The organism is Streptomyces sp. NBC_01210, from assembly GCF_036010325.1.
In the GTDB taxonomy this organism is placed as follows: domain Bacteria; phylum Actinomycetota; class Actinomycetes; order Streptomycetales; family Streptomycetaceae; genus Streptomyces.
This window is the reverse complement of sequence record NZ_CP108549.1, coordinates 4,651,403-4,667,935: the sequence shown is the minus strand read 5'-3', so window position 1 is coordinate 4,667,935 and position 16,533 is coordinate 4,651,403. Positions and strand designations below refer to the sequence as shown.

Sequence of the window (16,533 nt, the reverse complement as noted above, 5' to 3'; positions counted from 1 at the left end):
AGGCGCTGGGCGCGACGGCGGGGATGCGACCGTGTGTGGCGAAACAGGTGGCCAGATCGATCAGGAATCGAGAAGCGCGGGTCACGGAGCCGCACCTAGCGTGATCGTCATGGATATCACCATTCACACGAGCTTCCTCCCGCATGACGACCCGGACGCGTCCCTGGCTTTCTACCGCGACACCCTCGGCTTCGAGGTCCGCAGCGACGTCGGACAGGGCAAGATGCGCTGGATCACGGTCGGCCCCGGCGGCCAGCCCGGCACGTCCATCCTTCTGGCGCCGCCGGCCGTCGACCCAGGGGTCACCGAGGACGAGCGCCGCACCATCGCCGAGATGATGGCCAAGGGCACCTACGGCTGGATCATGCTGGCCACCCGGGACCTCGACGGCACTTTCGAGAAGGTGCAGGCCGACGACGCCGAGGTCGTCCAGGAGCCGACCGAGCAGCCGTACGGCGTCCGCGACTGCGCCTTCCGCGATCCCGCGGGCAACCTGGTCCGCATCCAGGAGCTGCGCTGAGCCGTCCGGTCATCGATCCGGCCATGATGGCCGGCATCCACCTGCGAAGAATACGGCGGCCAGCGCTTCCAGGCAGTTGTCCTCGACCACCCTCTCGGCGGCCGCACCAACGCAGAGGTGCTGCGATGTCGGCCGCCGAGGCCGAGACGCGCACGCCGACCGCCCACAAGGGCGGGGTCTACATCCTCGCCGAGCCGACCACCGGCCTCCATCCCGTCGCCGTCGAGCAGTCGCTCAGCCTGCTCGACCGGCTCGTCGGCTCCGGCAAGCCGGTCATCACCATCGAGCACCTCGCCGCCTATCTCGGCATGCAACCCAGGTGCTCGCGGACATCGATGAAAAGGAGTTCCGTCATGTGTCACCCCTCGTGGGGGCGCGCACGCACCGCGGCGCAGCGCTTGAGCGACCTCGCGCGGCTGCGCCGTGTCCGCGACCGGATCGACCGGGAGTATGCGCAGCCGCTGAACGTCGAGGCGCTTGCCCGCGGCGTGCACATGTCGGCCGGGCACCTCAGCCGCCAGTTCCGGCTGGCCTACGGCGAGGCGCCGTACGCGTATCTGATGACGCGGCGTATCGAGCGCGCGACGGCGCTGCTGCGTCGTGGCGACCTCAGCGTCACCGAGGTCTGCTTCGCGGTCGGCTGCTCATCGCTGGGCACCTTCAGTACCCGCTTCACCGAGCTGGTGGGCATGTCGCCCAGCGCCTACCGGCGCCGCGCTACAGGCGCTGCGGCGGGGATGCCGCCGTGTGTGGCGAAAGCGGTGACCAGACCGATCAGGAATCGAGAAGCGCCGGTCACCGAGCCGCAACTAGCGTGACGACCATGGCATCCATCGAATCCGTAACCCTCGACGTGGCCGACCCCACGGCCGCCAACCGCTTCTACACCGCCGCCTTCGGTTTGGACACGCAGATACGCCTGCGGGCCTCGGAGGCACCCACAACCGGCTTCCGTGGGTTCACGCTGGCGCTCACGGTGTCCCAGCCGGCCACCGTCAACAGCCTCATCGACGCCGCCCTCGACGCCGGCGCCACGTCGCTGAAGCCTGCCGCGAAGTCGCTGTGGGGCTACGGCGGTGTCGTACAGGCCCCGGACGGGACGATCTGGAAGGTCGCGACCTCGGCGAAGAAGGACACCGGCCCTGCCACCCGGCGGGTCGACGAGATCGTGCTCCTGCTGGGAGTCGCGGACGTGGCCGCGAGCAAGCGGTTCTACGTCGACCAAGGCCTTGCCGTGGAGAAGAGCTTCGGCCGCATGTACGTCGAGTTCGCTGCTGGGTCGAGTCCCGTCAAGCTGGCGCTGTACAGGCGCCGTGCCCTTGCCAAGGACGCCGGTGTCTCTCCCGACGGCACCGGATCGCACCGGCTCGTGATCGGCGGCGATGCCGGGCCTTTCACCGACCCGGACGGGTTTGCATGGGAGGCCGCATCGCTGGCACCCATGCCCTGATGTGTCACTGCTGCCTGCCCTGCCTGGTCGCCCATCACGAGACAGCCGCAGGGCTCGGGGCGGTGCCGGGTGCCGAGCTGATGCGCCCGCCGCGGCCGACCGCCATCGTCACTCGGACCGAGTGCACCGCGCGCCTCGCCGGCCATGGGGTTCGGGTACTGCCGCCGCCGAGCTGCTGCGCCAGGCCGGGTTGGTCATGCACAGCTGCGCGGGCCCGACGATGCCGAGAAGGTGCCGCGGGCCCACCTGCTGGCTCGCGAATCGGCCGACGTGCTCAGCCGCCGGTCGCTGTGCGGTATCGAGGCCTGGGCCGCGCCTCCGTGTACCGCGTATTCAAGTCGACGCGGGGGACCGGCAGCGATAGACCTGCCCCATGACTTCACCTTTTGAAGAGCTGCTCCCCGGTACGCAACGAGCCCTTCTGTATCGCATCGCCGTCGCTCAGTCCGAAGGGCGCGCCCCCTCGTTCGTCGCCGCTGTGGCGCGCGAGGGACACCTGGTCTGGACGGGTTCCCGTAGCTCGGTCGACGGACATGCCCCGGACGCCGGCACCCAGTACCGCATTGGCTCGATCACCAAGACCTTCACGGCCGTCCTGGTGCTGAGGCTGCGCGACGAGGGGCTGCTGGATCTGAACGACCCTCTGGAGAAGCATCTCCCCGGCACGGGTGTGGGGGATGTGACTGTCGCTCAGCTCCTCGGCCACAGCGCCGGCCTGGGCGCGGAATCCCCGGCGCCGTGGTGGGAGCGGACGCCGGGCTCGCTCCGCCCCGAACTCTCCGATGTCCTCGGTGCACAGCCGCGGATGCATCCTGTCGGCCGTCGCCACCACTACTCCAACCCCGGCTATACACTGCTTGGTTCGCTGATCGAGGCGGTACGCGGGGCTTCCTGGGAGGAGGTCCTGCAGCGCGAGATCCTGGATCCGCTCGCCATGGACCGTACAAGCGCACAGCCTCGGGCCCCGCATGCCGGCGGCTGGGCGGTGCACCCTTGGGCCGATGTGATACTCCCCGAGCCCTCCGAGGATCTCGGTCTGATGGCTCCGGCCGGACAGCTCTGGTCGACCGCCGCCGATCTCTGCAGGTTCGCCGCATTCCTTGCCGAGGGCGACGACCGAGTGCTGAGCGCTGCGTCCGTGCGGGAGATGCGGACGCCGTCCGTGCCGCCCGAGGTGGGCGAGTGGGACAGCGCCTACGGCCTGGGGATGCAGGTCCAGCGGAGGGACGGGCGCACTCTGGTCGGGCACACGGGCTCGCTGCCCGGATTTGTCGCGGGACTCTGGGTGAGCGTGGACGACGGGGTGGCGGCCGTCGCGCTCGCCAATGCCACCTCGGGGCCGCTTACCGCGGTGGTCGCCGCCGATCTCGTGCGGATCGTGGCCGAGGCCGAGCCGCGTATCCCTGAGGCCTGGCGGCCGCTGCCCGAGGTCGATCAGTCGCTCCTTGAGCTGACCGGGCCCTGGTACTGGGGTACATACTCCTTCGGTCTGCGCCTTGGCGCCGACCGTGGTGTGGAACTGCAGCCGCTCCGCGGCACCGGCCGTGGTTCGCACTTCGTTGCAGAGGCGGACGGGACCTGGACGGGCCTTGACGGTTACTACGCGGGGGAGTCATTGCGCGTGGTGCGGCGGGACGACGGGTCGGTGAGCCATCTCGACCTGGGGTCGTTCGTCTTCACACGTGCGCCGTACGAGCCGGGCGAGGCGGTGCCCGGCGGTGTGGACAAGGAGGGCTGGCGCGGACTCCGGAGCTGAAACGGAGTTCGCATGGAAGGGATGTGGACTGAAACGGATGAGGACGTGAAACGGAGGTGATGTTTCACGTGAAACGGGCGCGAGGCTGAACCCGGGCAGCCGTCAGGCAGTCAACTCCCGCTCCAGCGGCGTACGGAAGCGCGGCGTGATCCGTGCCTCTCCCACCCACGCCGACAGTCGTGAGGCCTCCGCTTCGATCGCGGCGGCGGCCTCACGGCCCGGGTCGGTCAGCAGTCGCCAGACGATCTCGCCGTCCGCGCGCTGGGTCCAGCCGCCGATGATCTCTCCGTTCCACCACACGGTGGGGCCGATATTGCCCGAGCGGTCGAAGAGCGCGGCGCGATGGTCGACGCTGAGATGAAAGCCGCGGTCGGCCCAGGCCATGGCACTCGGATCGAGCGCGGGGAGCAGTGCGGCCCAGGACTCCACGGGCGGTTCGGGCACGGTGTCGCCGGGCGCCACATAGCCCGTGCCCGCATCGAGGCCGACCTCCTCGGCGCCGGTGGCAGCCAGCGCTTTGCGTACGTCGCCGAGGGTCCACCCCGTCCACCATTTGAGGTCGGCCTCGGTGGCCGGACCGTACGAGAGGAGCCAGCGCCTGGCCAGTTCGGCCCGTGCCTCGGCGGCCGGCAACGGAGGCCATGGCTCGCTCGCCGTCCACCGGAACTGGCTGGAGGTCCAGGAGCCGCGCGGCCGGTCCCGCCGGATGCGGCCGTCGGCGGCGAGTACGCGGATCACCCGGCTGGCCACGCCCTGCACCGTCTCGTACTTCTTGCCGGGGAAGACGGTGATCTTCGTCCGAAGGGCCGGAACATCGGTGGAGAGCTGGCTGCCGGTCGCGGAGCCGCGTGCGGCGAGAGCGGCCAGGACCGCCTCCTCGGCTTCGGCGAGCCACCGTTCGTCCAGCCCGTTCCCGTCCTCCGCCAGATGACTGATGAGTGTCCTCCGCTCCTTGATGGCGATGGAACGCGCGGTGGACGCATCGACATACGGGGCGAGTTCGGCGGAGACGGCAAAGAGCGTGCGCCGCATGGAGAGCAGCCGGACCAGCGTCACGTCCTCGTACAGGGACTGCTCCACGGCTTGGACGCCCGGGTCGGTGAGGCGGGCGCAGGCGGAGAGGAAGACGGTCGAGGCGTCGGTGGCGTGCAGTGCGACGATCGCGTCGGCGACCGCCACCGGTGTGTCACCCCGTACGGACGGGGCCAGCAGATGGCGGCGGCTGAGCCGGATGCGGCGCTGCTCGTCACTGATCCGGTGCACGGTGAATTCCCTTGGTCAGAGCGGGAGTTTGAACCCCACATGGGAGGCGGTGAAGCCGAGCCGCTCATAGAAGCGGCGGGCATCGGTGCGGCTGACGTCCGACGTCAGCTGCACCAACTGACAGTCCTCGCGGCGCGATTCGTCGATGGCCCATTCGATGAGCCGGCTGCCGAGTCCGCTGCCCCGCTCGTCGGCGTGGATCCGGACGCCCTCGATGATCGAGCGGGTGGAGCCGCGGCGGACAGCCCGGGGATGATCGTGAGCTGGAGCGTGCCGACGACCCGGTCCTCGCGTACAGCGACGGCCTGGTACTGATTCGGGTCCTGGGCAAGCCGCTCGAACGCGGCGGTGTACGGGGTGAGGTCCTCCGGCGATTCGCGCTGAGCGCCCAGCGGGTCGTCCGCGAGCATCGCCACGATCGCCGGGATGTCTTCGACTGCCGCGGGTCGTATTTCCAGATCGCTCATGATCGGCAGACTACGCGGGGACCCGCAGTTCCTCGACAGTCCTGACCAGGGGAGCCAGCTCGGGGTTCTTGGCTGCCTCGTCGAGTGCCTCGCGCAGAGCCGTGTCGTTGGTGGGCCGCGCCTCGGCGAGCAGCTGCAGGCCGGCCTCGGTGACGTCGGTGTAGATGCCACGCCGGTCGGTGTCGCAGAGATAGCGGGTCAGCAGGCCGCGGTCCTCGAGGCGGGTGACCAGGCGGGTGGTGGCGCTCTGGCTGAGGACGACGGCGTCGGCGACCTGCTTCATCTGCAGATGGCCGCCGGGGCCGCTGTGCTGGCGGCTCAGGACGTCGAGCAGTGAGTACTCGCGCGTGCTCAGGCCTCCAGCCCCGACGCGGCGCTGGCCACCGCAGCCCGCCACTGACGGTGGATCTGCCTGACCAGCTAGCCCGCCGCGACCGTCAAAGGTGCAAAGCGGCGGGTCCAGTCGCCCGGGAGGCCCGGGATGCCGTACGTCATCACCGCGTTGAAGGCGATCGGCTCCAGGCCGTGCTCCTTCACCCAGGTGAGCAGCTCCTCATGGCGTACGTCGATATCCGTACGAAGCGGCCGGTCCGTGCCCGCCGCCAGCGAGGCGATCAGCGACTGCGCCGTCTCCGTGTCCCGGGCGATCAGCGGTCCGACGACCTGAGTCTCCATGTTCGGCCAGGCCGCCGCGTAGCCCGTCAGGACGCCGTCCTCCTCCGCCACCCGGAGCTGGTCCGCGAAGGCGGGCAGGCGCGTGATCATATGGGTGCGGTCCAGGCCGAAGACCTCGGTGTCGAGGCGCAGGACGGCCGGGAGGTCCTCGGCGGTCGCCGGGCGGGTGAACACTTCGGCGGCCGGGCCCGAGGCATGGAAGCGGCCGCGGACCATTTCGGCGCGGCCAGTGTTCATGAAGCCCAGCTCCTCGTAGAGCGGCTGTCCGTTCGCGGTGGCGTGCAGGGTGACCGGGGTCTCCCCGGTCACCTCGAGCACATGCTTCATCAGGCGCCGTCCGACGCCCTGGCGGGCGAACCGTTCGGCGACGAGCACCATCCCGATCGCGGCGAGCCCAGGGCCGTACGAAGTCAGTACGCAGGCGGTCATCAGTCCTTTGCCCGCCGGGTCGTCGATGCCGTACCCCGTCCCTGCCGTCAACAGCAGGCCCCATTTGTGCTCCTCGCGAGGCCAGCCGCGGTCCTCGGACAGATCGGCGCAGGAAATGAGGTCATCCGTGGTCAGACGGCGAATGGGCAGCTCGGAGAGCGGTGTCGACATAGAGGTCAGGCTCTCTGACGCGGTGATCGTTCGTCCAGTGCTTTCGGTGAAGTGGCCGAGACGCGCGACCGCCGGCCGCGCCGCGTGAGACCCCACGGCTTGAGGACGGAGATGACGGTCATGAAGACATATGTGGTCAGGGAGACGGCCGGGCCCACCACCAGGTCGAGCGGCTCGGCCAAGGGAGTGCCGGACGAGATGGCGTCGACCGCGTTGTTGACCCCAGGGCGCAGAGCGAAGAGTGATGCGGTGATGGTGACGAGAGTCAGCCAGAACTTCGTATAGACCCAGCGGTGTCTGGCAAGGCCCCATTTGGTGCGGAGCGACAGCAGCAGACCACTGATCAGGGTCAGCATCGCGACCGGAATCACCAGCCAGTCCGTGAAGACCTTCATCGAGCGGCACGTGGCCTCGATCATCGGCCCCGACTCGGTGGTGGCGGCGGTGACAGCAAGCGCGAGCAGACCGAGCGTGAGCCCGAGCCAGCCGGCGGATGCGGCTACATGGACGACGAGGAGGGCCCGGCGAGTGGGGTGCCTGAGTGGTTTCACGTGAAACACGGTGCCGGGTGGGCCGGACCGTTGCGTCTGACGGCGGGAGTAATCGCGAGTACTAGCCTCGGCGTACATGGAGAGAACACGCAGGCTGCACATATTCGATCTCGACGGCACACTGATCCGCGGATCGGCGGCGCCCGTGGAGATATCCCGGCAGCTGGGGCTGCTGGAAGAGATCGGCGAGCTGGAGCGGGACATCATCGCCCGCAGGATCGGCCCGCCGGAGTATGCGGTGCGTGTGCACGCTCTGTGGGCCGATCTCACCGAGGCGCATGTGGCGGCCGCTTTTGAGACGGCGCCCTGGCTCGACGGTATCCAGGAGGTGTGGCGGGAGATCCGTAAAGGCGGCGACTACTGCGCCGTCATTTCACTCTCGCCCTCCTTCTTCGTGGAGCGGCTGCTGGGCTGGGGAGCTCATGCGGCGCACGGCTCACTCTTTCCCGAGCTGCCCTTCACCCGGCCCGTGGACCCCGCGGGCATTCTCAACGCGGGCGCGAAAGTGAAGATCGCTGATCGGCTTTGTGCAGACTTCGGGGTTGGTCTGGACGCATGTGTTGCATACGGTGATTCCATGTCCGACGCGGAGATCTTCGCGTCGGTGCCCACAACGGTGGCGGTGAATGCCGACCACCATCTGTCGGGTCTGGCTACACACACCTATATGGGGGGCGATCTGCGCGAGGCCTATGAACTGGTGCGATTTCGCAGATAGTTCAGCAGCTCCGGGGGTCCGGGAGACCCGGCACATGGACATGGGGGCATTGGAGCCTAACGGGAAAGCGGGTTCGGATGCCCGGACTTTCCGCTCTTTGTCCAATGCGGTCCCGCCGCCTGGCATGCTGCGACGACGGGCGCTGCGGTCAATGTCACATTCCGGGCTTACTTCTCCCTAATCGGCGCGTGGCCGAGGTTAGTGTGGGCCGGCAGCAGTCTTGAGGCAACGGGGATTTGAGGCACGTTCCGGACCAGCGGAAGTGCGTGGACCGACCGAAAGATGTTCGAGGCGAGGCAGACAATGGACGCTCCGACCACCACGTCGGCCGACAACGGCACTGCAGGTGACAGCGGCGGAGGCGGATGGTTCACCCCTCGTAAGCAGCCGGCCCAGGGCCGGGCCGCCCCCACTCCCGCCCCCGGTGAGGGGGCGTCTGCGGGTGATGGCGGGCAGGAGCGAATAGTCGCCCCGCGGCGCTCTGTCGCCTCCATACGCCCGGTGGGCTCCGGTCCGTCCCGTACCGCCCCGTCGCCCGCGGCTGATACTCAGGCAGCCCATGTGGCCGCTGCCGCCGCCCCCGTGGCCGACGCCCCGCTCGATGAGACTGCTCTCGACGAGGTCCCCGTCGACGACCTCCCGATCGAGCACGACCCGATCGAGCGCGCCCCGGACGAGCGCCCCCCGCTCGGCAACGCCTACGAGGCCCAAGAGGCCCACACAGTCCATGAGGCCCCCGGCCGCCACGAGGCCCCCACCCCTCATGAACCACCACCCGCCGCCCCCGCGGACCCCGCTTCCCCCGACGCCATTCTCATCCGCCGCACCATGGCGGAGATCGCGCCCGTCGCCGACAAGGTCACCTCGTACTTCTACGCCCTGCTCTTCGTCCGCCATCCCGAGCTGCGTGGCCTCTTCCCCGCCGCCATGGACTCTCAGCGTGACCGGCTCCTCAAGGCCCTGCTCACCGCCGCCGATCACATGGACAATGCGGCCGTGCTCACCGACTACCTCCAGCACCTGGGCCGCGGCCACCGCAAGTACGGCACCCAGGCCGCGCACTACCCAGCCGTCGGAGAAGCGCTGATCGGCGCGCTGACCCGGTACGCCACGACGACCTGGGACGAGGAGACCGAGGCCGCCTGGGTCCGTACGTACATCACGATCTCCCAGATCATGATCGACGCGGCCTCCGAGAACGAGCGGCACGCTCCCGCCTGGTGGCACGGCGAGGTGGTGTCGCACGACCTCAGAACTCCTGACATCGCGATCATCACCGTTCGCCCCGACCAGCCGTACGCCTTCCTGGCCGGCCAGTACACAAGCGTGGAAACACCCTGGTGGCCGCGGATCTGGCGGCACTACTCCTTCGCCGGAGCGCCCCGCTCCGACGGTCTGCTCTCGTTCCATGTCAAGGCGGTCCCGGCCGGCTGGGTCTCCAACGCCCTCGTCCACCACGCCCGCCCCGGGGACATCCTGCGCCTCGGGCCGCCTGCCGGCTCGATGACCGTCGACCACACCACCGACAACGGTCTGCTCTGTCTGGGCGGCGGTACCGGTATCGCCCCCATCAAGGCGCTGGTCGAGGATGTCGCCGAGCACGGCGAGCGGCGTCCGGTACAGGTCTTCTACGGAGCGCGCACCGATTTCGACCTCTACGACATCGACACGATGCTGCGGCTCCAGCAGACGCACCCCTGGCTCTCGGTCCGCCCGGTGGTCGACGGCCGGTCGCAGTTCCCGGACGCCGTACGGGAGTACGGCCCGTGGTACGAGTACGACGCCTATCTCTCCGGACCGCCCGGAATGATCCGCAGCAGTGTCAACGCGCTGCGCGGCATCGGCATCCCGTCCGACCGGATCCGCCACGACTCCCTCGAAGAACTCGTGGCGGCGGGCGACTAGCGGCGTGCTGGGTGGCGTACTAGCCCAGGTCGGGTGCGTGCATCGCGCGTACGCCCTCGATATTGCCGTCCAGGTAGTGCCGCAGTGACAGCGGTACGAGATGCACGGCCGCGATGCCGACCCGGCTGAACGGCACCCGTACGATCTCGTACTCCCCGCAGGGCTCGTCGATCTCCGGGCCGTGCCGCCGCGCCGGGTCCATGGACTCCAGTCGGCAGACGAAGAAGTGCTGCACCTTCACCCCCGTCACACCGCCGTCCGCGATGTGTTCGACAGTGTCGACGAAGCAGGGCACCACATCGGTGATCTTGGCGCCGAGCTCTTCGTCCACCTCCCGGTGGAGCGCGTCGACGACGGTGGCGTCCTCGGGCTCGACCCCGCCACCGGGCGTGAGCCAGTAAGGATCCACTCCGGGTTTGGTGCGCTTGATCAGGACGAGGTCGCTGCCGTCCAGCAGGATGGCGCGTGCGGTGCGCTTGACCACAGGTCGTTCGGTCATGGCAAGAGAGTGGCCCACCCCACCCGTTCTGAAACTTCTGTCCGCCCTGCGGTCACCAGTCGACGGCCGCGCGCAGCAGCCACTCGTGCGCCCGCGCGATGTGCGGAAGGGCGAGTGTGCCGGTGCGTACGACCAGAAAGTACGTACGCAGCGGGGGCACCGGTGGGTCGAGCAGCGCCACCACCCGGCCGCGCTGCAAGGCGTCCTCGCACAGATAGCGCGGCAGCACGGCGAGCCCGGCGCCCGAGGCCGCGGCCTCCAGGACCGCCCGCAGATCGGGCGCGATGACGGCGCCCGCGGCGGCCGGCCGGGAGTCGAAGACGGCGGACCAGTAGCGCGAGACCAGCGGCAGGGACTCGTGCACCTCCACGACCGGAAGCTGCTCGAGCACCACATGCCCCTTGCGCAGGACGCCGGGCCCCAGCCGCGCCGCCCAGCGCGGCGAGGCGACGAGTACGTGCTCCTCGTCGCAGAGCGGAGTCGCGGTGAGCAGCCCGCCGCGCGGACGGGCCGTGGTGATGGCCAGATCGTGGTGTCCGGCGGCCAGCCCCTCCAGTGTTTCTTCGGAGTTCCCGAACGAGGCGCGCAGCGCCAGTCCCCGGGAGATCAGCGGGGTGAGGGCGGGCAGGGCGCGCAGCGAGGTGAACTCCGGAAGACCGGCGAGATGCAGGGTCCGTACGCCCGCCTCCTCGTCGAGCCCGGTCTCGGCGATCTCCACCAAGGCGTCCAGATGCGGTGCGGCCCGGTGCGCGAGCTCGTCGCCGATGGTCGTGGGAGTCACTCCGCGCGCCTGGCGCAGGAACAGCGGGCGGCCGAGCTGCCGCTCCAACGTGCGGATCTGGCCGGTCACCGCGGGCTGGGAGAGGCCGAGCAGCGCCGCGGCGCGGGTGAATGAGCCGGCCCGGTGCACCGTGACGAATGTGCGTAACAGGGCCAGATCCATGCCATGCCCTCCCGACCCGACGATACGCGCCCGACGATGCAGCCTGACTGCGCCCACCGGGCAATGCCTGCGAACCCGGCCAACTATAAATAAGTCGATAGGTCGCTGTCGCTACTGTGATTGGACACTGACACAGAGTCAACTAGCCTTGGTCACGCGGTTCTTGACGCGTGGAACCGAGGGCGGTCCGAGCCATGAGGGGGGAGGCTCGGGCCGCCCGTTGTACGTACAGCCTCTCAGCGCGCCGACGTACACCGGCGTACGCCCCCGGCCCCGGGCTACGGCCCCGGCCTACGGAGTCGAGTCCGCCGCCTCGTCCAGCGCCCGCAGCACATCTGCCACCAGGTCCTCGGCGTCCTCTGCGCCCGCCGAGAAGCGGATGAAGCCATCCGGCACGGCGTCGCCGCCCCAGCGTCCGCGCCGTTCCGCGGTGGAGCGCACGCCGCCGAAGCTCGTCGCGTCGTCCACCAGCCGCAGACTGTCCATGAACCGTTCCGCGTGGCCGCGGTCCGGCAGGACGAACGAGACCACACAGCCGAAGCGCCGCATCTGCAGCGAGGCTGTCTTGTGCGAAGGGTCCGTCGCCAGGCCCGGATAGCGCAGACCGGTCACCTCGCCACGCCCGCTCAGCGCCTCCGCGAGCGCCAGCGCGTTCGCGCACTGCCGCTCGATCCGCAGCTGCAGCGTGGCCAGCGAGCGGTGCGCGAGCCACGCTTCCATCGGGCCCGGGATCGCTCCCACGACCTTGCGCCACTGCCGTACACCCGCGGCCAGCTCCGTATCACGGCAGGTCACATGGCCGAGCAGGATGTCGCCGTGGCCTGTCATGCCCTTGGTGTCGCTGGCCACCGAGAAGTCGGCGCCCAGCTCCAGCGGGCGCTGGCCGAGCGGCGTCGCCAGGGTGTTGTCGACCGCGACCAGAGCGCCGGCGGTGTGCGCCGCCTCCGCGAGCCGCCGCACATCGCACACATCGAGCCCCGGATTGGACGGTGTCTCGATCCACAGCAGCCGGGCGCCGTCCAGGACGGACAGCTGCGCGTCGTCGCCGGTCGGCGCGGTGCGCACCTCGACGCCGTACGCTTCGAGCCGCTCGCGCACCAGCGGCAGTGCCTGATAGCCGTCGACCGGCAGCACCACTGCGTCACCGGCCTTGAGCTGCGAGAAAAGCACGGCCGAGACCGCTGCCATGCCCGAGGCGAAGGCCACGGTCTCGACGGACTCCCCCGGTGCCTCCAGCTCGCCGATCGCCCGCTCGAGATACGTCCAGGTCGGGTTGGTGTCACGGCCGTAGGTGTACGGCCCGGTGGCTTCGCCCGGTAGATGGAAGTGGGCCGCGAAGACCGGACCCGGCAGGGTCGGTTCGTACTTCACCGGCTCGGGCAGCCCCGCCCGTACCGCCTTGGTGCCATCCCCTGTCCTCAGTGGGAAGGTCTTATGTCCCGCGCTCATGCAGCTCGCTCCTCGACAGCCGTGCGTACCGCGTCGAGCAGGCCCTCGCTCGCCGCCTCCACCATGTTCAGGCACTCCTCGAAGCCGTCCATGCCGCCGTAGTACGGATCGGGAACATCCAGATCCGCGACGGCCGATGGATCGTACGCCCGCAGCAGACGTACCTTCGCGGCGTCCGTGGCTGTCGGCGCGAGCCGCCGAAGCTCCCGCAGATGCCCCTCGTCCAGCGCGATCACCAGATCGAGGAGCGGGAACCAGGCGGCGCGGAACTGGCGCGCGCTGTGCCTGGACTCGTAGCCGCCTGCCTCCAGCACGGCGACGGTGCGCCGGTCGGCACCGTCGCCCTCGTGCCAGCCATCCGTGCCGGCGCTGTCCACCTCCACCACCCCGTCGAGTCCGGCGTCCGCCACTCGCGCGCGGAAGACGGACTCGGCCATGGGCGAGCGGCAGATGTTGCCGGTGCAGACAAAGCAGATGCGATACGCAGAATTCACGCGGTACTCAGTCCTTGTCGGGCAGGGCGACATTCATCGCCCATGAAACGACGGAGATGATCAGGCCGCCGAGCACGGCCGTCCAGAAGCCCTCGACATGGAAGTTCAGATCGAACTGGTCGGCCAGCCATGAGGTCAGCAGCAGCATCAGGGCATTGATCACCAGCGTGATCAGCCCCAGCGTGAGGATGAACAGCGGCAACGTGAGCAGCTTCACCACCGGCTTGACAAGGAAATTGACCAGCCCGAAGAGCAGGGCCACCAGAACCAGCGCCCATGCCTTCCTGCCGGTGCTGTCACCGGTCAGGGTGATGTCCTGCAGCAGCCATATCGCGACCAGCAGGGCTGCCGCGTTGGCGATCGTCTTGACTACAAAATTCTTCATGTGTCTGATCGTGGCAGACGTGATCGGACCAAGGCAGGGGCGGACGGACGATGAAGGCATTCCGACTGGACGAGTTGGAGGCGGAGCGCGCCGCCAATGACGGTGCGTATCTGCAGTTCCTGCGCGAACGGAACATGTCGGTCGGCCTGTACGCACTGGACGCAGGCGAGCTCGACCCGCAGCTGCCCCATCGCCAGGACGAGGTGTACTTCGTCGTCAGTGGCCGGGCCGCCATCACCGTCGGGATGGAAACGACGCAAGTCGGACGCGGCAGCGTGGTCTATGTCCCGGCCGGAGTGGCGCACAAGTTCCACCACATCACCGAGGATCTGCGGGTCATGGTGGTCTTCTCTCCGCCTGAGAGCTGAGCGAGACCCTGTCCTGTCCCTAGGGGTTCGGTCAGGGGAGTTCAAGGGCCGGCGAGCCCCCGTTGCCCCCCTCTCCCGCCTAGCATCGAAGCCAGGAACTCAGAGAAACGAGGTAAGGACGATGGCTGTGCGAGAGATGTTCGCGGGGATGCCGTGGTGGGTGAAGTGGGTTGCGGTGCCCGTTATCGCCCTTGTCGTGTTCGGTGGGCTGATTGCCAGCGTCGTCGGCTTTGTGATCGGGCTGCTCTTCAAGGCTCTGGTCTTCGTCGCCCTCGTCGGCGGACTCATCTTTGTCGTACGGAAGTTCATGGCGTCCTCGAGTTCGAGCGGCGACTGGTAGAGCGACCGGTGCCCTTGGTCAGCGTCTGCTGAGCCGGCGCGACGAGCAGATCCGCCGTGAACATCGGGACCGCAGTCGAGGTGATGGCTGGATCCTGTCGCCGCGATGGCCATTTCACTCCCTTCGCCTGGAAGAGCGATTACTGACTGAGATCGAACAGACACGTAGCGGTATGGCTGGGCTGCTAAGTTCGCTAACCTTCTCTATCAGTATCTGAAAAATCACTCCTTGTGATCTTCAAGCGCTTCCAGCACCATTGCGTCAAGAGGGCCATGGGGTGTCAATCCTGGCCGTTTTCAGCAGGTTTCATCACTGCTTCAGCCACTGCGGGGTACACGATGCGTGAGTCGGTCCATGCCGAGGTCCTCATGAGTTTCCTTGTCTCAGAGGAGCTCTCCTTCCGGATCCAGGTGGAGCTCCGATACGAGACGGAGGACCCCTACGCGGTACGGATGACCTTCCATCTACCCGGAGATGCCCCCGTGACCTGGGCATTTGGCCGTGAGTTGCTGCTCGACGGCATCAACGGGCCGAGCGGGGACGGCGATGTGCACATTGCTCCGACCGGGCCCGCAGGGCTGGCCGACGTCGGCATCAGGCTCCAGGTCGGCCGCGACCGGGCGCTGTTCCGGTCGAGCGCGGCGCCACTGGTGGGCTTCCTCGACCGCACCGACAAGCTGGTGCCGCTGGGGCAGGAGCGCACACTGGGCGAATTCGAGGGCAGTCTGGAAGAGGCGCTCGGGCGCATCCTCGCCGAGGAGAACGCCGGTTGAGCGGGTGACCGGAGCGCCGATGAGCTACTTCTTGCGGCGGCGGCCCTTCCCGCTCCGCACCTGCGGCACCTGCGGCACCTGCGATCCCGGCGGACCGCTCACGGCGCCTGACGCTTCCGCCGGACTCGGCCGGTCCGCGGACACCACCATCGCGGCGAGCGCGGTGGTCACCGGAACCGAAGCAACCAGACCGATCGACCCCACCAGGGTCCGAACGATCTCCACCGCCACCAACTCACTGTTGGCCACCGTGCCCACACTGCTCTGCGCGATCGAGAAGAGCAGCAGCAGCGGCAACGCCGCGCCCGCGTAGGCGAGTACGAGCGTGTTCACGACCGACGCGATATGGTCCCGGCCGATCCGGATGGCCGCCCGGTAGAGCCCGCGCGGCCCCATGCCCGGATCCGCCTGGTGCAGCTCCCAGACCGCCGAGGTCTGGGTCACTGTCACATCGTCGAGCACACCGAGCGAACCGATGATGACGCTGGCCAGCAGCAGACCGCTCAAGTCGATGTTCGGAAACAGGCCATGGATCAGGCCGGTGCTGTCGTCGGTGTTGCCGGTCAGGCTCGCCCAGCCGATGAAGAGCGAACCGAGCAGCCCGATCAGCAGCAGCGAGATCAGCGTGCCGAGGACCGCGACCGACGTACGTGCGGTGAGTCCGTGGCACAGATAGAGAGCGATCAGCATGATGGCGCTCGCCCCGATCACCGCGACGATCAGGGGATTTGAGCCCTGCAGGATCGCCGGCAGGATGAACAGGGTCAGCACGGCGAACGAGGCGGCGAGCGCGATCAGCGCCATCACGCCGCGCATCCGTCCCACCAGCACCACCACGAGCGCGAAGATCCCGGCCAGCAGCACCATCGGGAACTTCCGGTCCACATCGGTCACGGAGTACTGAAGATCGCGGGGCGCATTGGGCGCGTACGCCACCACCACACCCTGGCCCTTGCTCAACTGCCGTGGAGCGTCCGGCTGGACAATCTCGGTGAAAGTACGGCCCTTGTCCTTACCGCTGGTGACCTCGATCGTCGCCTTCGCGCAGCTGCCCCGCTGGGAATTGACCGCCTCGCGCCCCTCGGGCGTGGAGGTGTCGCCGGTCGGCGGCACCTGCGCCGCATTCACGTCCTTGCAGTTGACCTTCTCGACCGTCACCACCTTGCCCTGCTCGGTCTGCCGGTCGAAGCCGACACCGCTGCGCTGATGGTCGGGAGCGCCGCCCGGCCAGAGCACGAACAGCCCGACCAAAACCGCGGTGGAGAAGGGAATCAGCACGGCGGCGATGACCTTGCGAAGGTGCTTGGAGACGGGCGCGGCCGGCCCATGGCTGTGCGCATGGCTGTGTGCTTCGGGCTTCTGCTGCGAGGAGGTCAC

The 16,533-nt window shown here is 68.6% G+C and carries 18 protein-coding genes and 2 pseudogenes; 9 read left to right on the top strand and 11 right to left on the bottom strand.

All coding sequences use genetic code 11. The annotated features are described in order from the left end of the window. Positions 1-109 precede the first annotated feature (109 nt). The 4 genes from OG735_RS21155 (at position 110) to OG735_RS21140 (ending at position 3,726) form a co-directional block, all read left to right on the top strand. Positions 110-520: a VOC family protein gene (locus tag OG735_RS21155; protein ID WP_327324740.1), complete on the top strand. Its 411-nt coding sequence runs from the start codon at positions 110-112 to the stop codon at positions 518-520. 353 nt (positions 521-873) lie between these two features. Further along, positions 874-1,338, top strand: a complete 465-nt coding sequence (locus tag OG735_RS21150) for a helix-turn-helix transcriptional regulator (protein WP_327328402.1) — start codon at positions 874-876, stop codon at positions 1,336-1,338. A 5-nt stretch (positions 1,339-1,343) separates the two neighbouring features. Continuing rightward, entirely contained in the window at positions 1,344-1,970 is a 627-nt protein-coding gene (locus OG735_RS21145; protein WP_327324739.1) for a glyoxalase, read from the top strand. A 373-nt stretch (positions 1,971-2,343) separates the two neighbouring features. Further along, entirely contained in the window at positions 2,344-3,726 is a 1,383-nt protein-coding gene (locus OG735_RS21140; RefSeq protein ID WP_327324738.1) for a serine hydrolase domain-containing protein, read from the top strand. 102 nt (positions 3,727-3,828) lie between these two features. Here OG735_RS21140 and OG735_RS21135 read toward each other — a convergent pair whose 3' ends face one another. From OG735_RS21135 to OG735_RS21115, 5 genes and pseudogenes are all read right to left on the bottom strand, one after another. Then, positions 3,829-4,989 (bottom strand): winged helix DNA-binding domain-containing protein, encoded by a 1,161-nt coding sequence (locus OG735_RS21135; RefSeq protein WP_327324737.1) that lies wholly within the window; start codon positions 4,987-4,989, stop codon positions 3,829-3,831. Positions 4,990-5,004: 15 nt separating this feature from the next. Then, positions 5,005-5,456, bottom strand: a pseudogene (locus OG735_RS21130) (GNAT family N-acetyltransferase). A 10-nt stretch (positions 5,457-5,466) separates the two neighbouring features. After that, positions 5,467-5,814, bottom strand: a pseudogene (locus tag OG735_RS21125) (MarR family winged helix-turn-helix transcriptional regulator); the annotation flags it as partial. A gap of 62 nt (positions 5,815-5,876) precedes the next feature. Further along, positions 5,877-6,731: a GNAT family N-acetyltransferase gene (locus OG735_RS21120; protein ID WP_327324736.1), complete on the bottom strand. Its 855-nt coding sequence runs from the start codon at positions 6,729-6,731 to the stop codon at positions 5,877-5,879. A gap of 5 nt (positions 6,732-6,736) precedes the next feature. Next, the gene (locus OG735_RS21115; protein ID WP_327324735.1) at positions 6,737-7,282 is read right to left on the bottom strand and encodes a DUF2269 domain-containing protein; all 546 of its coding nucleotides are present in this window, start codon (positions 7,280-7,282) and stop codon (positions 6,737-6,739) included. A 76-nt stretch (positions 7,283-7,358) separates the two neighbouring features. Between OG735_RS21115 and OG735_RS21110 the strand changes: the two genes are divergently transcribed. Together OG735_RS21110 and OG735_RS21105 are read left to right on the top strand one after the other, a co-directional pair. Next, complete coding sequence (locus OG735_RS21110) at positions 7,359-8,000, top strand: HAD family hydrolase (protein WP_327324734.1); 642 nt, start codon at positions 7,359-7,361, stop codon at positions 7,998-8,000. A 303-nt stretch (positions 8,001-8,303) separates the two neighbouring features. Beyond that, positions 8,304-9,905, top strand: a complete 1,602-nt coding sequence (locus tag OG735_RS21105) for a globin domain-containing protein (protein ID WP_327324733.1) — start codon at positions 8,304-8,306, stop codon at positions 9,903-9,905. Positions 9,906-9,924: 19 nt separating this feature from the next. On the opposite strand, the gene OG735_RS21100 is transcribed toward OG735_RS21105, so the two are convergent. The 5 genes from OG735_RS21100 to OG735_RS21080 form a co-directional block, all read right to left on the bottom strand. Next, complete coding sequence (locus OG735_RS21100; RefSeq protein WP_327324732.1) at positions 9,925-10,404, bottom strand: NUDIX hydrolase; 480 nt, start codon at positions 10,402-10,404, stop codon at positions 9,925-9,927. Positions 10,405-10,456: 52 nt separating this feature from the next. Further along, positions 10,457-11,347 (bottom strand): LysR family transcriptional regulator, encoded by an 891-nt coding sequence (locus tag OG735_RS21095; protein ID WP_327324731.1) that lies wholly within the window; start codon positions 11,345-11,347, stop codon positions 10,457-10,459. Positions 11,348-11,638: 291 nt separating this feature from the next. Continuing rightward, positions 11,639-12,796: a cystathionine gamma-lyase gene (locus OG735_RS21090; RefSeq protein ID WP_327324730.1), complete on the bottom strand. Its 1,158-nt coding sequence runs from the start codon at positions 12,794-12,796 to the stop codon at positions 11,639-11,641. Next, a complete protein-coding gene (locus tag OG735_RS21085) occupies positions 12,793-13,323 on the bottom strand; it encodes a low molecular weight protein-tyrosine-phosphatase (protein ID WP_327324729.1) in 531 nt (176 codons plus the stop codon). Before OG735_RS21085 ends, OG735_RS21090 begins: the two co-directional genes overlap by 4 nt. Further along, positions 13,298-13,675 carry a phage holin family protein gene (locus OG735_RS21080; protein WP_327324728.1) on the bottom strand — a complete coding sequence of 126 codons (378 nt, stop codon included), beginning with the start codon at positions 13,673-13,675 and terminating at the stop codon, positions 13,298-13,300. The genes OG735_RS21085 and OG735_RS21080 overlap by 26 nt, the downstream gene beginning before the upstream one ends. A 50-nt stretch (positions 13,676-13,725) precedes the next feature. Here OG735_RS21080 and OG735_RS21075 point away from each other — a divergent pair, with 50 nt between their 5' ends. The 3 genes from OG735_RS21075 (at position 13,726) to OG735_RS21065 (ending at position 15,156) form a co-directional block, all read left to right on the top strand. Continuing rightward, positions 13,726-14,043, top strand: coding sequence for a cupin domain-containing protein (locus tag OG735_RS21075; RefSeq protein ID WP_108150174.1), 318 nt, complete (start codon positions 13,726-13,728; stop codon positions 14,041-14,043). 127 nt (positions 14,044-14,170) lie between these two features. Then, entirely contained in the window at positions 14,171-14,383 is a 213-nt protein-coding gene (locus tag OG735_RS21070) for a DUF5326 family protein (RefSeq protein WP_327328401.1), read from the top strand. A 338-nt stretch (positions 14,384-14,721) separates the two neighbouring features. Then, entirely contained in the window at positions 14,722-15,156 is a 435-nt protein-coding gene (locus OG735_RS21065) for an SsgA family sporulation/cell division regulator (protein WP_327324727.1), read from the top strand. 24 nt (positions 15,157-15,180) lie between these two features. Here the strand turns inward: OG735_RS21065 and OG735_RS21060 are convergent, their stop codons facing one another. Further along, on the bottom strand, positions 15,181-16,533 hold the full coding sequence (locus OG735_RS21060; RefSeq protein ID WP_327324726.1) for a YibE/F family protein: 1,353 nt from the start codon (positions 16,531-16,533) through the stop codon (positions 15,181-15,183).

What these genes read in the sequence shown, in the direction of transcription:
- OG735_RS21155 (WP_327324740.1), top strand. Translation starts at nt 110, where the DNA reads ATGGATATCACCATTCACACGAGCTTCCTCCCGCATGACGACCCGGAC.
- OG735_RS21150 (WP_327328402.1), top strand. Translation starts at nt 874, where the DNA reads ATGTGTCACCCCTCGTGGGGGCGCGCACGCACCGCGGCGCAGCGCTTG.
- OG735_RS21145 (WP_327324739.1), top strand. Translation starts at nt 1,344, where the DNA reads ATGGCATCCATCGAATCCGTAACCCTCGACGTGGCCGACCCCACGGCC.
- OG735_RS21140 (WP_327324738.1), top strand. Translation starts at nt 2,344, where the DNA reads ATGACTTCACCTTTTGAAGAGCTGCTCCCCGGTACGCAACGAGCCCTT.
- OG735_RS21120 (WP_327324736.1), bottom strand. Translation starts at nt 6,731, where the DNA reads ATGTCGACACCGCTCTCCGAGCTGCCCATTCGCCGTCTGACCACGGAT.
- OG735_RS21110 (WP_327324734.1), top strand. Translation starts at nt 7,359, where the DNA reads ATGGAGAGAACACGCAGGCTGCACATATTCGATCTCGACGGCACACTG.
- OG735_RS21105 (WP_327324733.1), top strand. Translation starts at nt 8,304, where the DNA reads ATGGACGCTCCGACCACCACGTCGGCCGACAACGGCACTGCAGGTGAC.
- OG735_RS21100 (WP_327324732.1), bottom strand. Translation starts at nt 10,404, where the DNA reads ATGACCGAACGACCTGTGGTCAAGCGCACCGCACGCGCCATCCTGCTG.
- OG735_RS21095 (WP_327324731.1), bottom strand. Translation starts at nt 11,347, where the DNA reads ATGGATCTGGCCCTGTTACGCACATTCGTCACGGTGCACCGGGCCGGC.
- OG735_RS21090 (WP_327324730.1), bottom strand. Translation starts at nt 12,796, where the DNA reads ATGAGCGCGGGACATAAGACCTTCCCACTGAGGACAGGGGATGGCACC.
- OG735_RS21085 (WP_327324729.1), bottom strand. Translation starts at nt 13,323, where the DNA reads ATGTCGCCCTGCCCGACAAGGACTGAGTACCGCGTGAATTCTGCGTAT.
- OG735_RS21080 (WP_327324728.1), bottom strand. Translation starts at nt 13,675, where the DNA reads ATGAAGAATTTTGTAGTCAAGACGATCGCCAACGCGGCAGCCCTGCTG.
- OG735_RS21075 (WP_108150174.1), top strand. Translation starts at nt 13,726, where the DNA reads ATGAAGGCATTCCGACTGGACGAGTTGGAGGCGGAGCGCGCCGCCAAT.
- OG735_RS21065 (WP_327324727.1), top strand. Translation starts at nt 14,722, where the DNA reads ATGCGTGAGTCGGTCCATGCCGAGGTCCTCATGAGTTTCCTTGTCTCA.